General features: G+C 42.0%; 14 protein-coding genes. 9 read left to right on the top strand and 5 right to left on the bottom strand.

The features are described from left to right. Positions 1-6 precede the first annotated feature (6 nt). Entirely contained in the window at positions 7-1,293 is a 1,287-nt protein-coding gene (locus V7K98_RS16600) for a homoserine dehydrogenase (RefSeq protein ID WP_335023680.1), read from the top strand. Positions 1,294-1,544: 251 nt separating this feature from the next. Next, a complete protein-coding gene (locus V7K98_RS16595) occupies positions 1,545-2,303 on the top strand; it encodes a Uma2 family endonuclease (protein WP_335023644.1) in 759 nt (252 codons plus the stop codon). A gap of 21 nt (positions 2,304-2,324) precedes the next feature. Here the strand turns inward: V7K98_RS16595 and crtH are convergent, their stop codons facing one another. Further along, positions 2,325-3,815 (bottom strand): carotenoid isomerase, encoded by a 1,491-nt coding sequence (gene crtH / locus V7K98_RS16590; protein ID WP_335023642.1) that lies wholly within the window; start codon positions 3,813-3,815, stop codon positions 2,325-2,327. Between the two features lie 436 nt (positions 3,816-4,251). Between crtH and upp the strand changes: the two genes are divergently transcribed. From upp to V7K98_RS16575, 3 genes are all read left to right on the top strand, one after another. Beyond that, the gene (upp, locus tag V7K98_RS16585; protein WP_335023678.1) at positions 4,252-4,902 is read left to right on the top strand and encodes a uracil phosphoribosyltransferase; all 651 of its coding nucleotides are present in this window, start codon (positions 4,252-4,254) and stop codon (positions 4,900-4,902) included. A gap of 77 nt (positions 4,903-4,979) precedes the next feature. Beyond that, the gene (locus V7K98_RS16580; RefSeq protein ID WP_335023640.1) at positions 4,980-5,333 is read left to right on the top strand and encodes a hypothetical protein; all 354 of its coding nucleotides are present in this window, start codon (positions 4,980-4,982) and stop codon (positions 5,331-5,333) included. A 129-nt stretch (positions 5,334-5,462) separates the two neighbouring features. Beyond that, positions 5,463-5,741: a YggT family protein gene (locus V7K98_RS16575; RefSeq protein WP_335023638.1), complete on the top strand. Its 279-nt coding sequence runs from the start codon at positions 5,463-5,465 to the stop codon at positions 5,739-5,741. 89 nt (positions 5,742-5,830) lie between these two features. On the opposite strand, the gene V7K98_RS16570 is transcribed toward V7K98_RS16575, so the two are convergent. Then, a complete protein-coding gene (locus V7K98_RS16570; protein ID WP_335023636.1) occupies positions 5,831-7,414 on the bottom strand; it encodes a HEAT repeat domain-containing protein in 1,584 nt (527 codons plus the stop codon). A 686-nt stretch (positions 7,415-8,100) separates the two neighbouring features. Then, positions 8,101-9,483, bottom strand: a complete 1,383-nt coding sequence (locus tag V7K98_RS16565; protein WP_335023676.1) for a cytochrome P450 — start codon at positions 9,481-9,483, stop codon at positions 8,101-8,103. A 253-nt stretch (positions 9,484-9,736) separates the two neighbouring features. On the opposite strand from V7K98_RS16565, the gene V7K98_RS16560 reads away from it, so the two are divergent. Together V7K98_RS16560 and V7K98_RS16555 are read left to right on the top strand one after the other, a co-directional pair. After that, positions 9,737-10,369: a ParA family protein gene (locus tag V7K98_RS16560; RefSeq protein WP_335023633.1), complete on the top strand. Its 633-nt coding sequence runs from the start codon at positions 9,737-9,739 to the stop codon at positions 10,367-10,369. A gap of 2 nt (positions 10,370-10,371) precedes the next feature. Further along, entirely contained in the window at positions 10,372-10,992 is a 621-nt protein-coding gene (locus tag V7K98_RS16555; RefSeq protein ID WP_335023632.1) for a hypothetical protein, read from the top strand. Positions 10,993-11,332: 340 nt separating this feature from the next. Here the strand turns inward: V7K98_RS16555 and V7K98_RS16550 are convergent, their stop codons facing one another. Further along, positions 11,333-12,226, bottom strand: coding sequence for an alpha/beta fold hydrolase (locus V7K98_RS16550; protein WP_335023630.1), 894 nt, complete (start codon positions 12,224-12,226; stop codon positions 11,333-11,335). A gap of 242 nt (positions 12,227-12,468) precedes the next feature. Continuing rightward, a complete protein-coding gene (locus tag V7K98_RS16545; protein WP_335023628.1) occupies positions 12,469-12,633 on the bottom strand; it encodes a hypothetical protein in 165 nt (54 codons plus the stop codon). On the opposite strand from V7K98_RS16545, the gene V7K98_RS16540 reads away from it, so the two are divergent. Continuing rightward, positions 12,632-12,943, top strand: a complete 312-nt coding sequence (locus V7K98_RS16540; RefSeq protein WP_334806564.1) for a BMC domain-containing protein — start codon at positions 12,632-12,634, stop codon at positions 12,941-12,943. The two genes, V7K98_RS16545 and V7K98_RS16540, sit on opposite strands and share 2 nt — an antisense overlap. Positions 12,944-13,027: 84 nt before the next feature. Next, positions 13,028-13,378: a carbon dioxide-concentrating mechanism protein CcmK gene (locus tag V7K98_RS16535; RefSeq protein ID WP_335023626.1), complete on the top strand. Its 351-nt coding sequence runs from the start codon at positions 13,028-13,030 to the stop codon at positions 13,376-13,378. Positions 13,379-13,964: the final 586 nt, after the last annotated feature.

Raw genomic sequence — 13,964 nt, 5'->3', positions numbered from 1 at the left:
GAAACTGTGGGTGTGAAACTAGGAATACTGGGACTAGGCACCGTGGGAACGGGGACGGTGCAGTTGTTGCAAGATAGGGTTGGCCGTCACCCGTTGTTGCAAGAGATAGAAATCTATCGGGTGGGAGTACGATCGCTAGATAAGCCCCGTGCAGTAGAATTATCTACGGAAGTTTTAACCGCAGATTTAGAAGCAATTGTCAACGATCCGGCGGTAGATATAGTTGTTGAGGTGATGGGCGGATTGGAGCCGGCGCGATCGCTAATTCTCAAAGCTTTGAGTAATGGTAAGCATGTAGTTACCGCCAATAAAGCCGCGATCGCTCGCTTTGGGGCCGAAATTTTCACAACTGCTAATGAAGCGGGCGTGTACGTCATGCTAGAAGCTGCTGTGGGTGGTGGGATTCCGGTGATTCAACCCCTGAAGCAGTCTTTAAGTGTTAACCGGATTCACACTGTCACAGGTATTGTGAACGGTACAACTAATTACATCCTGACACGGATGCAGACAGAAGGCAGCAATTTTAACGATGTCTTAGCTGATGCCCAACGCTTGGGTTATGCTGAAGCTGACCCCACGGCTGATATTGATGGCTTAGACGCAGCAGATAAAATTGCCATCCTCGCATCATTAAGCTTTGGTGGACGCATCAACCTACAAGATGTTTATACTGAGGGAATTCGGCAAGTCAGCAAAACAGATATTGCCTACGCCGAAAAATTGGGATTTGTGATTAAATTATTAGCGATCGCTAAACGTGATACTCCCTCATCGCCGCTTTCGGTTAGAGTTCATCCGACTTTAGTGCCTCAAGCTCATCCTTTGGCTAGCATCAACGGCGTTTACAATGCCATTCTTGTCGAAGGAGAACCCATCGGCCAGGTAATGTTTTTTGGCCCCGGTGCCGGTGCTGGTGCAACCGCCAGCGCTGTCACATCAGATATCTTGAATTTAGTTGCTGTACTTAAAACTAATACAGCAGTTGCAAATCCATTATTAGCTTGTCGGCATCAAGAATATTGCCAAATTGCGCCGATGGCAGAACTGATAACTCGGTTTTATGCCCGTTTCCTCACGAACGATCAACCTGGAGTTATCGGTAAATTAGGGACTTGCTTTGGTAACTATGGCGTTAGTTTAGAGTCAATTGTCCAAACTGGTTTTCAAGGGGAACTAGCAGAGATTGTGGTTGTTACCCATAATGTACGGGAAGGTAATTTTCGCCAAGCTTTGGCAGAAATCCGGGATTTTGAATCGATTGAAAGTATTCCTAGCTTACTGCGGGTACTTTGAGATTATCGATTTAGCGATCGCCATCAGGTGTTCCCGCAGACTACAATACTTGGTTTTTTCAGATTTCTGTTTGCGCCTATGGAATCTAGACTAAATTAGGACTTACGTAAAACTTTAGCCGAAACCCTTATTTCCAGGTGGAGGCAATTCATGAATTGCCCCTACCATGTGTAGTTTTGCGTAAGTCCTATAAATAACAAACCTCACGAAAAACGCGAGGGTAGCCCCTTCGACAGGCTCAGGGTAAACCTATGACTGCAACTAATCCAGCTACTAGTATTACACTTCCAGACCACACTCAACTTCCAGAGTCTGATGGCACCTTCGTGAAAAACTTCCAGGAACATCCCCAAAGCATTCTAATAACAGAGTCCATTAAACCAGTATTGCAAAAACGTCATCCTGATGGGCAATATTGCATAGGCCAAGATAGTGGTATCTACTGGCGCATTACTGACCCGCCAGAACGAGGTGCAGAAGCTCCAGATTGGTTCTATGTCCCGAATGTGCCACCTACACTGAATGGGCAAATGCGCCGTTCTTATGTGCTTTGGCAAGAACACATTGCCCCTTTGATTGTATTGGAATTTGTCTCTGGGGATGGTAGCGAGGAGCGAGACAAAACTCCTTGGAAGGGCAAATTTTGGATTTATGAGCAAGTAATTCATCCGGCTTTTTACGGCATTTATGAAGTGAATAAAGCCAGTGTGGAAGTTTATCACCTAATTGAAGGGCAATATCAACTTTTAGCAGCAAATGAGCGGGGACATTATACTATTGCCCCTTTGGGAGTTGAGTTAGGCTTATGGCAAGGAGTTTATCAGAATGCAGAATTACCTTGGTTGCGCTGGTGGGATTTGCAAGGTAATTTGTTGTTGAGTGGTGAGGAAAGAGCAGAACAGGAAAGCCAAAGGGCGGAATTAGAAAGCCAAAGGGCAGAATTGGAACGTCAAAGAGCCGATCGCTTAACTGCACAATTACGATCGCTTGGTATTGAACCAGAGGTTTAATAGCAGCCTAAATCTTGACTCCTAAAATCCTAAATCTACAGCAATCCGGTGAGCGCAAGCAAACCCAGAAAAAGCTACTGCATTCAATCCCTGACCTGGAAAGGTACTATCCCCGACACAATAGAGTCCTGGAATGGCTGTGCGATTAAAGGGCATATTCAATAACCCCCATAACTTGCGCCGGGGAATTGGCCCATAAGTGCCATCTTGACGACCCAAAAAGCGGCGATGAGTGCGGGGTGTACCTACTTCCAAATAATCTAATCCTGCGTCTAAACCGGGAAAAATCTTCTCTAGGCGATCAAGAATTCGTCCAGCCGCCTCTTCTTTCTTCGCTTCGTACTCACTTGGAGAAAGTTTTTGCCAATCATCAATCCAGTGAGGTGTGAAGGCATGAATAATGTGATATCCATCTGGTGCTAAATCTGGATCGAGCAATGTGGGAATCGAAACAAAAATTGTCCCTTCCACTCCGGTCATTTTTTCCCAATCTTCTAACAAAATATGGTGGCACTCTGTCCCCGCAGGTAAAACTGACTCTTTTACCCCTATATGCAAACTCAAGAAGCTTGGAGATTTTTGATAATTTTGTTGCCATCTTTTCTCATTACGTGGCATTAATTCTGCTGGTAGTAATTGCTCAAATGTATCCCAGCGTGTGGCATTAGAAACTATGCGTTTACCCCGATATACTTTACCATTTGCTAGTTGCACACCTACCGCTTTTCCTTTTTCTGTAAGAATTTTCGTGACTCTAGCTTGGTACTGAATTTTACCCCCAGCTTTTTCTAGACCTTCCACCAGTTTTTGAGCAATTTGTCCCACCCCGCCTTTAGGATAGTTAACTCCGCCATAATGCCTGTCAGAAAAGACCATCCCAGCATTGATCATTGGTGTCATGTCTGCTGGAACCACCGACCAGCAATAACATTCCATATCGATAAATTTCAATAATTGCGGATCTTTGATATAACGTCTGGCAAAATCCCCGGCATTTTGGGGCAGATACTTAACTAAACCGAGACACGCCAAAGGATGCTGCAAAAATACCCGCAGTAAATACCGAGGTTCTTCCAACGACAGCAAATCCATGCTGTTAAGGCACTTGAATACTTTTTGGCATTCGTCATAAAAGCGACGAATCCCCTGTTCTTCATGGCGAAAATTAGCAATAAGATTTTGCAAAAATTTTTCATAAACCCGATCAACCTTCAAATCTAAGCCTTGGGGTAAATGATAGTGAATCTGTACCGGATCTGCGATCGCTTCTTGGCTGACATTTACGGCTGACAAAGCGCGGGTGAGTAAGTTAGTAGTACCGTTCTGTCCCAGTCCAAAAATCATTGATGCACCAACATCGAATCGATAGCCTTGGCGTTCAAAATAACCAGCGCTGCCACCTGGAATCAAATAACGTTCCAGTACCAGCACTTTCGCTCCTTTCGCCGCTAACTGAGTCGCAGTTACTAATCCACCAATACCAGATCCAATCACGATCGCGTCATTTGTCATTTGTCGTTTGTCATTTGCCTACAGTCAATCAATATAGCGGTTCCTGCTTGAGTGTGGTACAGACCTAACCCCCAACCCCTTCCCTACAAGGGAGGGGGAGTAAAATTCAAAGCCTCTCTCCTTTTAGGAGAGAGGTTTGGAGAGAGGTCAAAAATGTGCTGCACCCAAGCGAGAACCGCTATATTTACCAATGACAAATGACAAATAAAAAAAAGAGGGATGAACCTGCTATCGCTGGCTAATCCCGTCTGCCGATCCTTAAAAGAGAGGAGAACACTGGATAATAATATAGCCTTGATTGAGAATAGATGTCAACTACTAATGAAAAGTTTTATCAATAAAATTGAGGGGATTAATTTTAGCTGTCAGCCGGATGCAGGAAAGAGTATTATGGTGTTTCAGTTCTTGTACAATAAAAAATCGCCTATTTCTGGCTATGACGCTACAATTGCGGGTTTATGTCCCACCCCATCCCCTGATCAAACACTGGCTGGCAGTCGCCCGTGATGCAGGCACGCCTTCAGTATTATTTCGCAGCGCCATGACTGAGTTGGGAAGATGGCTGACTTATGAAGCCGCGCGAGACTGGTTGCCAACCCAAGAAATAGCCGTGCAGACTCCTTTGGATACCTGTCCAGCAACGGTGATCGATCCGCAAATACCAGTAGCAGTAGTACCGATTCTGCGGGCTGGACTAGGATTACTTGAAGGAGCGCAGACTTTATTACCTTTGGCATCGATTTACCATCTTGGCTTGGCGCGAGATGAAGAAACACTGCTACCTCATTGTTATCTGAACAAGTTACCAGAAAAATTTGACCCCCAGACACGAGTGCTGATTACCGATCCAATGTTGGCAACCGGAGGGTCAATTATGGCTACAATGGCAGAATTGACACAACGGGGTGTTGATCCTTCCCTGACCCGAATTGTTTGCGTAGTAGCGGCTCCACCAGCTTTGAAAAAACTGAGTGAAGCTTATCCAGGTTTAATAGTTTACACCGCTACCATTGACGAAAAACTTAACAATAAGGGATATATTGTACCGGGATTAGGAGATGCAGGCGATCGCACATTTGGGACTTAAGCTAGTATGCAGCTAGGGCAGGAGAAAATAGCATAACTACTGTAAAAGTTGCAAGGTTTGTTGAAGGCGGTAAAGATATGAGTCAGCGAGATGGTTTTGGCAGTGGTTTTTTAGCAGGGGCCTTTGTTGGTGGCGTATTTGGTGGTGTTATCGGGGCACTGATTGCTTCTCGACGCGATCCGCAATTGCTACCAGAGGATGAAACAGAACTGACAGATAGCCAAGTCGAAGCGAAGAAAATAGCGGCAAAGCGTCGTCAGATGAAAGCTTCAGAAAGTGAGAGCATTGGCATAGAAACGGCCAGGCGATCGCTAGAAGATAAAATTGCACAGCTAAATGCCACAATTGATGATGTGCGGAAGCAACTGGGTAATGTGAATAGCAGTTCACCCCAAGCCAGCAATGACCGCTCCCTGACTAAAGACTCTTGATGTTTGTTTAGGCGTAGTGAAAATGTCTGGTGTGGCAAGTACCAAATCTGCAAACACTTTTGACTTTGGACTAAATTAAAATTAAAAGATAAGACCGCGTTTGACACTTAGTAGGAAACAAAGCCATCCATGAGTTTACTGATTACGACACTAGTTACCTTTGTCACCTTTTATAGCTATTTGCTAATTATCCGGGTTTTGTTGACCTGGTTCCCGACAATTGACTGGTATAACCAGCCATTTGCTGCTTTAGCGCAGATAAGCGACCCTTATCTGAATTTATTCCGCTCAATTATTCCCCCATTGGGTGGTATGGATTTTTCTCCGATTTTAGCTTTCTTAGCACTCAATTTAGCCGGCGATCTTCTCAGAACCCTAGCTCGTCTGCCATTCGCACAGGGATTTTGATTAGTAGTCAAATAAACATTGTAGAGACGCTTTCACAATTCGCGTCTCTGCAATTTTTGATAACAACTCTGCGCTTATTCTTCAGTCAATTAATTGTGCCAAGTTTTGGAGAAATCTGGGTAATTCATATTCTCAGCACAATGCCAGATAATATTAAAGACAGCCTCATAGCGATATGAATTGTTATTGTAGAACTGTTTATCTAGATAGTCTTTTAGAGTTATGACTACTTGTGGTAAATGTTCGCTTTGAAGGATTTTAGTTAAATTATCAGCTATATCCAAGAGACAAAATTCATAAGATAGTTCATGTGTGGGTTTAATGCTGAATTCATTTTTGTAGTCATCATATTCCTGAAAAATCTGAATGTCCTGAACAAGAACAAAGACAGCTTGTTTTAGCTTTTCTTTAACTAGTTTGTTGTCTAAATCAAGTTCTTCTAGATTTTGAACAGCATTTACTAGACTTTCAGATGCTTGCAAACGCATCAATGTATTTTGATTACTTTCACGTATTTGAGATAAAGTAGCGATCGCTTTTGAATTACCAGGATCAATTTTTACTAAAGCTTCGGCTGCATACAAACGTTCCCATTCATCTTCAGAGGCTTGATGCTGAGTAGTTTCAAGTATCTGGGATAAGGTGGTAATAGCAATCGTATTTCCTCTAGCAATTCCAGTTTTATTTTCTGGATCGATTTTAAGTAAATAGGTTGCAACGCAATTTATCAGAGATGCACTTGCAGAAGTCTTGAGGATGTAGGCTAGAGTATTGAGTGCAACTGCATTACCTGTATCGATTTGCCATAATGCCTTAGCTGCATCAAAGCAGATTCTATCACCCTGGTTTATCTCTAAGAATTTTATCAGGGATGCGATCGCAGTTTGATCGTCCACAGCAATTTTCCCCAAAGTTTTGATCGCTTCGCAACAATTACCCTTATTTAGTGTCGTCTCCATAAGCTGAATTAAAACTGCGATCGCGGTTTGATTACCATAGGCAATTTCACCCAATGCTGCGATTCCATACCAGGAAATATCCTGATCTGGAATCCTCTTAATGTCGTGGATGAAAGCAGCGATCGCAGTTTCATCACCAACTGGTATTTCCCAAGGATTTTGACTTGTCTGGCAGAATGTTTGTTTATTTTCAACAACTGGTGTTAGCAGTGTCAAGGCTGCGATCGCACTTTTGTTACCCGGATCGAGTTCTCCTAACTTCTCGGCTGCAAGTCTAAGAACTGTGGGACTTTCAGTAGTATGAACCAAATGAACAAAAGCGGCGATAACCCGTTTTCTATCAGTTAATTCCAGCGTTTTTCTCGCTGCCTTCACCAATGGTTTTGGTAATATATGCCAATCGCTTTTATCTTGGCGAAAGTAAGCATAACTCCATTTCAGCACTTGAGAAGCGATCGCATCACCCAAGCTACATTCTGGAAACTGAGATAAAGCCTCAGCCGCCAAAAAATAGGCGCGATACCGATAAAAATCGCCGCAACTGTCATCAAAACCTATTAAAGCTTGGATAAAATCTTCTTTCTGCTTCTTAGCTACATCTTCCTGGCTGAACCAGTGGAGAATCTCTGCTTTCCACTCCGGCTCAAAGATGCGGTAAGTGCCTTGACTTAAATTGCTGCGATCGTGGTTAAAGAAATACTGCCAATCATGCATGGCCTCCTATCCACTTCGAGATGTGGGACGAAAGGGACTTAAATGAATATTGCTACATCAGTTTGCTTTTTGTCAAGCCTACATGCAACAAGTATCTGTAAAGTTTTCCGTCTTATGACTCAAAAAAAGCAACAGACGAAATATCAAAAAACTCTGCGAGTGAGCAATATGGTTCGGGAGAAAATACTCCCATTTGGGAAACCTAATAAATGTAAAGGGTGCTAATATACCCGCGTCGTTTTTCCTCGTTGCTTGAAAGCCAAATAGTTCTTAGACTTCCATGAGGTTTTATGAAACAAATAGTTGAACCTTTAGCAATTGTTGAAAATCAACCTATGAAAACAATTAAATACCGCGACAAAGAACATTACGAACAACTCGTTAACAATAAATAAAATCAGGATAATTTAATTTTCAATTCGTAATTCTTACTCTATCCTGCTGTATAAAACAGCTAATAGCTAAAGTCTATTTGAGTAGGCTGAAATTATTTCTTAGTCTTGTTTAGAAAACTTTGGCTATTAGCTCAGAATGAATTATGAGGCAATAGAGTTCAGATAAGCCCAAAATCCTGATGTAGAGACGCGATTTATCGCGTCTTCAAAGATCAATTTGCTACACCAATAACCCTTAACTGAACCGTATTGAATTATAAGGCGGTTGTTAACAATAGATTTAGATGCCAGTTAAAGTGTGGCTCGTGTATTGGCAGGCTTAACTTGAGGTTTTGCAATCATCCCCATTCCGGCTGGTGCAGCTAAAGTTAACCCACGGCGCACAGGACTTACAGGGCGCTTGTTCACCAACGACAATTGAAATTCAGACAGAACAGTTGCCAAGACGATTTTCATTTCATACTGGGCAAATGCCATCCCAATACAGCGACGATTACCGCCACCAAAGGGTAAATATTCGTAAGGAGAATATTGTCTTTCTAAAAAGCGTTCTGGCTTGAACTGTTTGGATTGTGGATAGACTTCTTCTCGATGATGCGCTAAATAAATACTAGGGACTATTGCTGTTCCCTGTGGCAGTTCGTAGTCCATAACTTTAAGTGGAGTTTTCAAAAGCCGCACGAAAGCAGTCATAGCAATTGGGTAAATTCGCAATGTCTCTTGGCAAACTGCTGTCAAATAGGGCAACTTAGCGAGACTACTCAAATCGGGGTTAACTCCAATGGTGTTGAGTTCCTGTTGTAACTTCTCACGCACCTCTGGTAAACGATCGATCCAGTACAAACCCCATGTCAATGCAGAAGCGGTAGTTTCGTGTCCCGCTACTAGCAGCGTCATTAACTCATCGTGTAATTCTTCATCTGACATCCCTTGACCATCATCGTAACGAGCAGCCATCATCAAACTCAGGATATCTTGACGATTTTGATCTGGTTCATCTCGACGTTCTCGGAGCAGAGTATAAATAAGTCGATCAACTTTTTGCCGTTGTTGCAGAATTCTACCCCAAGGACTCCACGCACCGAAATCTTTTTGGATAAACCGAAAAAAGAAGGCGCTAGACATTACTGGTGAAGTGATGAAGTCTAGTAAGTCACTTAGCGATCGCCTCAGTTCTTCAAAAAGCTTTCCTTCTTCCAAACCAAATACAACCCGTAGAATAACACGCAATGTAATTTCTTGCATCGACTCACGAATCTTGAAAGGCTTGCCAATTTGCCATTCATTACTCACCTGTCGGGTTATTTTACAAATATCCTCACCATAAGCCCGCATTCTTTCGCCATGAAAAGGCGGAGCTAATAGTTGTCGTTGACGCTGGTGGCGATCGCCATCCGCTAACATAAAGGAGCGATCGCCAAGCAAAAATTTTAGTCCTATGTTCCCCCTCCCAACCTCAAAATGGCTGGAATCAGCAGTAAAAATCTGCTCCAGTGCTTGGGGTTGACTAAAGTACACAATATGGTTATTACTACGACTACTCCTAATTGTGAAAGTATCACCATAGATTTTGGCAAAATCATCTACATATTTCACTGGCTGACTAATAAACTTGATCATCCTCAACCAGCGCGGCATTTGCGGCCCATCAGGCAGATTGTAAGTTGCTGTCATAGAATTTTGTGGATTTGATGGCTTCTGAATTTTATTGTTACGAGTTTTCATGTTACTTAGGGTTACATAAAGCGCTATATTCATCATTAGGGACTGGACACTGGGGACTGAGAACTGAAAAGAGAATAATAATAATTCTTGTACAGATGCGATTAATTGCGTCTTTACTCCTAACTCAGCACTCAACACTCCTAACTCAGCACGGGCTAAACGCCCCGCTAGCGCTAACAAGAGGCAGCATCGGAAGCAAGCAGTGCCAAAAATCATCGCTATTCTCAACGGTAAAGGAGGAGTCGGTAAAACGACTACCGCAGTCAATCTGGCTGCAAACTTTGCGAAGAAAAAAAAGGTGTTGCTGATTGATGCAGATATTCAAGGTTCTGCCAGTTGGTGGTTTGGGCGCAGTCAGCAGGGAATGGGATTTGATTTATCTCAAGAAACAGATCCCACACTTTTAGGTAATTTAGGAAAGATAACAGGTTACGATTTAGTAGTGGTGGATACGCCTCCCGCGCTGCGCTCTGAAGCATTAGTGGCGGTAGTTGCGATCGCAGATTATCTAGTTTTGCCTACACCCCCAGCCGCAATGGATTTAGCTATCCTCGTGGAAACAGTCAAGGAAGCCGTTATCCCTGTGGGAACTCCCCATCGGGTACTGCTTACCAAAGTCGATACGCGCAGTATTGGGGAAGCACTAGAAGCAAAAAACACTCTCACTAGATTAGGTATTCCTGCTTGTAATACCTTTATCCGTGCTTATAAGGCTCATGAACGAGCAGCACTTGAGGGTGTAGCGATCGCTCAATGGCGAGGAAGTAATGCACGAGAGGCGGAGTCAGACTACTGCCGTGCGGCTGATGAATTACAGCGTGATTGGAGAAAATAATAATGGCTAGGAAACAAAGTCTCTCTGATTTATTACAAGAAGAGGCACAAAAATTTACACCCCCAGAAGGCGAATCTGCGATCGAAGTCACAGCAGAAGCAATTGCCGAAGAACAGGCTTCATCTGATGAGGAATCCTCAGCAGAAATACTCGATCCAACTTCTACTAAGCGCACAAGTCCCACTAAAGCTGATTTAGAAGCAAATGTCAAAGAATTGACAACTAATCTAGAAAAAAGCCATAAAAAGGAAGCATCTTTAGGGCAAGAAATTGCTGATTTGCAATCAAAATTATCTAAACAACAAACATTGGCATCCGAACATAAATTATTAGCACAACAGGTATCAAAAGAACTTGAAGAAACCAAAAAAACAGCGCTGCAACTTGCAGAAGCGAATTCCCAACTTATAGAAGAAATTAATGCTTTAAAACAAACAGCAGAAGATAATTCTAAAAAACTTGTTGTCAAAGAAACTACTGCTATCAAACCAGTCAAAGACCATTACAATCCACTTAACTACAAAAAATCACATCGGTCATCGGAAACATTAGCTCAAAATCAACCACAAAATCAACCAAATGACTATCCTGATAGTTCTAATGAGATGTGGTTACTTGACTAGAGTCAGTTAATCTATGACGCTATAGGAATACTATTTAATTTTTGAAAAGATATGTAGGGGAGCCAGTTGTGTGGGCGGGTTTCCCGCGCCACTTGCCAACAAACTCCTCCACCCCCGCAAGGCAGTGGCTTGAATTGAGCGAACTGGCGTTGCGTTAGCGACAGCGTAACGACCAAACCCTTGATAATGGTGCGTTACGAACTTCGTTCTAACACACCCTACATACCTAATTTTGTTCAAAAATCAAATATAATTCCTATATATATGTTCGTAGTGAGCGATTCATCGCTCAAAACAAAGATTATCAGGACTAAAGTGCTGACAACAAACTTTAATTTATTTACGCTTCAGTACAAAAGTTTAAAATATGCTGCGCGGTGATTTGTGGTTGTTCCAAATGAGGGAGATGACCACAATCTTCAATCCAGGTGAGACGACTATGGGGAATTTCCCTTTTAAACTTTGTGGCATCTTTAGTACCTAAAATCTTATCACAATCACCCCACAAAATTAGTGTTGGTTGCACAATTTTTGATAATATATTTAATTTAAAAGCACTGTAACCACCACTTTTAGTAAAAGCAATCAAAGCTTGATTCCAACTCGGCATTTGTAGGTGTAATGCGCCACAACATAGAGCATCAACAGAAGCAAGACTTTGATTTTTATATCCAATACGAGAAACGCGATCGCGCACCTTCAAACTACTCAAAAATTGAGTTGCTAAATAATCTAAAGGGGGAAACATAAATTTACTTAACGGTGAACCACTCGCCAAGCCTGCACTGTCAATTAACACCAGTTTTTTTACTACTTCCGGGTAAGTTAGGGTAAAATCAATCGCCGTTGCACCCCCCATCGAAGCGCCAACTAAAATTACAGGTTGGTTAATCAGGCTTTTCCAGAAATAATAAAGATGAGTTTTAATAGCAGTTGGACTGTAAGCAATCCCTGAGAGTCTATCTGTAAATCCAAAACCCAACAAATCAACAGCCCAAGTTTCATTATCTCCAGAAAGTAGTGGCAAAAGCCGCCGAAATTCTAACACAGAACTGTCAAAGCCGTGAATTAATAATATAGGAGTTCCACCACTCCCTTGCTTGACATAAGTTGTGGTAACTGGTTGATTAATTAAAGGAGTAGCGATCGCAGCAGTTTGAATACTCTGAGCTAGTGCGATCGAGGTAGATTCAGTCAGTTGCCCCACTGCTTTAGGAAGAAAATTCGGAAACATAAATTTCAGTTTATCGTACTAGCTTGCTTTGACTTCTCGCTGATTTCGTTAAACAACAAAATTACACAAACGAATAATATGCTCAAGCATTATTTATTTGTAATACCTAAAAATAGTCTAAGTAGGTAGGCGTAATTAAATATAAAACCTCACCCTGCCTCCGGCTTCCCTCTCCGATACTTTGGAGAGGGATTGAGGGTGAGGTTTGATCTTATATTTAATTACGCCCACTTACTTACTGGCTAATCAAAACATTCTAACTCTTGTACAGACAAAGATTTTTCGCGTCTCTCACCACTCCCATAGAATTTGGTGGCATCAAAGAAAGTTTTGCCAAATGTCAAAATTGGGACTAAAGCCACGTACAATTGATATCGCCTATCCCTTAATCCAGGAGCTAATGCCATGCCAATGGCGGTTGGCGTAATTGAAACTTTAGGTTTTCCTAGTGTCTTAGCAGCAGCAGATGCAATGGTCAAAGCTGCCGCAGTCACAATTGTGTACTATGGCCAAGCTGAAAGCGCTCGTTTGTTAGTTGCCGTTCGGGGACACGTTGCTGAGGTAAAAAAAGCTGTTGAAGCCGGAATCGAAGCTGGAGAGCAAGTCAAGGTTGGTACAGTAATTACTCACTACATCGTTCCTAATCCCCCGGAAAATGTTGAAACCATATTACCAATCCATTTCACTGAAGAATCAGAACCTTTCCGTATGTTCTAAGCAATTTCGCAATCAATATATGTAGCGAAGCTTCGTACAATTAACTTGTAGCCCTCATATCGTTTTTCATACAGGAGATTAATAATGTCATTACAGGCAGTTGGAGCACTTGAAACGAAAGGTTTCCCTGCGGTGCTAGCAGCAGCAGATGCTATGGTAAAAGCTGGTCGAGTCACCCTCGTTGGATATATCAGAGTGGGTAGTGCCCGTTTTACAGTTAATATTCGTGGCGATGTTTCTGAGGTAAAAGCGGCTATGGCTGCTGGTATTGAAGCCGCAGAAAATGTTTTTGGCGGTACTCTAGAATCCTGGGTGATTATTGCTCGTCCCCATGAAAACGTTGAAGCTGTTCTACCAATTGCTTACACAGAAGAAGTGCAACAGTATCGAGAATCTCTAGAAAATCCCATTATTAGATCGTCGAACAATCGATAAATTCAATCCTTTATGGTAAAATTCTAAACTAAGAATCCCCATAAATGAATTTAAAGATAAGTCTCATTTAAGGCTTCTGAGCATTAAAGCTTTTGAGGGTTGCATTCTTTCTGTTTTTAGATTTTGCATAAGTTTAATTTTGAAGCAGAGGGAAAGCAAGAGTCAGAGTCAATAGTCAAAATCAATATTGACTGTTGACTGTTCATTTTTATAAGTGTAAAAGTTTTTTAGAATAAATTCCCAATGTTAAAAGCACAGTTTTAACAACTTCCCACCACTAGAAGTCTGATAGTTTTTAGGTAATTTTAGATATTAAGATTTTAGATAACGGCTTACCAAATATCCTCTTAAACGCCAAATTAAGTATATTTACTTAAATAAAATAAAAATAGATTGAGTTTAGGTTTAATTCTCCCTAACCCTCCTAAGAAGGGAGCGAATTAAGCCATTTTAAGAGAGCTTGGGGGAATATTCTGGCGCAAAATATCACTAACAGCAAGTGTATTGAGATTTCACTAAGTATTTTACTACGTAAGGTGTAGTAGAGTGTTAAAACTTATACGGGTGAAAGAACGTATGATATTAA

It is taken from the genome of Nostoc sp. (assembly GCF_036917435.1).
Taxonomy (GTDB): Bacteria; Cyanobacteriota; Cyanobacteriia; order Cyanobacteriales; family Nostocaceae; genus Nostoc.
Note: the sequence above shows the minus strand (reverse complement) of the source record. Positions and strands in the feature narration are given on the sequence as shown.

Excerpts from the sequence above, each read along its gene's own strand:
- V7K98_RS16595 (WP_335023644.1), top strand. The coding sequence starts at position 1,545 with ATGACTGCAACTAATCCAGCTACTAGTATTACACTTCCAGACCACACT.
- crtH (WP_335023642.1), bottom strand. The coding sequence starts at position 3,815 with ATGACAAATGACGCGATCGTGATTGGATCTGGTATTGGTGGATTAGTA.
- upp (WP_335023678.1), top strand. The coding sequence starts at position 4,252 with ATGACGCTACAATTGCGGGTTTATGTCCCACCCCATCCCCTGATCAAA.
- V7K98_RS16580 (WP_335023640.1), top strand. The coding sequence starts at position 4,980 with ATGAGTCAGCGAGATGGTTTTGGCAGTGGTTTTTTAGCAGGGGCCTTT.
- V7K98_RS16575 (WP_335023638.1), top strand. The coding sequence starts at position 5,463 with ATGAGTTTACTGATTACGACACTAGTTACCTTTGTCACCTTTTATAGC.
- V7K98_RS16570 (WP_335023636.1), bottom strand. The coding sequence starts at position 7,414 with ATGCATGATTGGCAGTATTTCTTTAACCACGATCGCAGCAATTTAAGT.
- V7K98_RS16565 (WP_335023676.1), bottom strand. The coding sequence starts at position 9,483 with ATGACAGCAACTTACAATCTGCCTGATGGGCCGCAAATGCCGCGCTGG.
- V7K98_RS16555 (WP_335023632.1), top strand. The coding sequence starts at position 10,372 with ATGGCTAGGAAACAAAGTCTCTCTGATTTATTACAAGAAGAGGCACAA.
- V7K98_RS16550 (WP_335023630.1), bottom strand. The coding sequence starts at position 12,226 with ATGTTTCCGAATTTTCTTCCTAAAGCAGTGGGGCAACTGACTGAATCT.
- V7K98_RS16540 (WP_334806564.1), top strand. The coding sequence starts at position 12,632 with ATGCCAATGGCGGTTGGCGTAATTGAAACTTTAGGTTTTCCTAGTGTC.
- V7K98_RS16545 (WP_335023628.1), bottom strand. The coding sequence starts at position 12,633 with ATGGCATTAGCTCCTGGATTAAGGGATAGGCGATATCAATTGTACGTG.
- V7K98_RS16535 (WP_335023626.1), top strand. The coding sequence starts at position 13,028 with ATGTCATTACAGGCAGTTGGAGCACTTGAAACGAAAGGTTTCCCTGCG.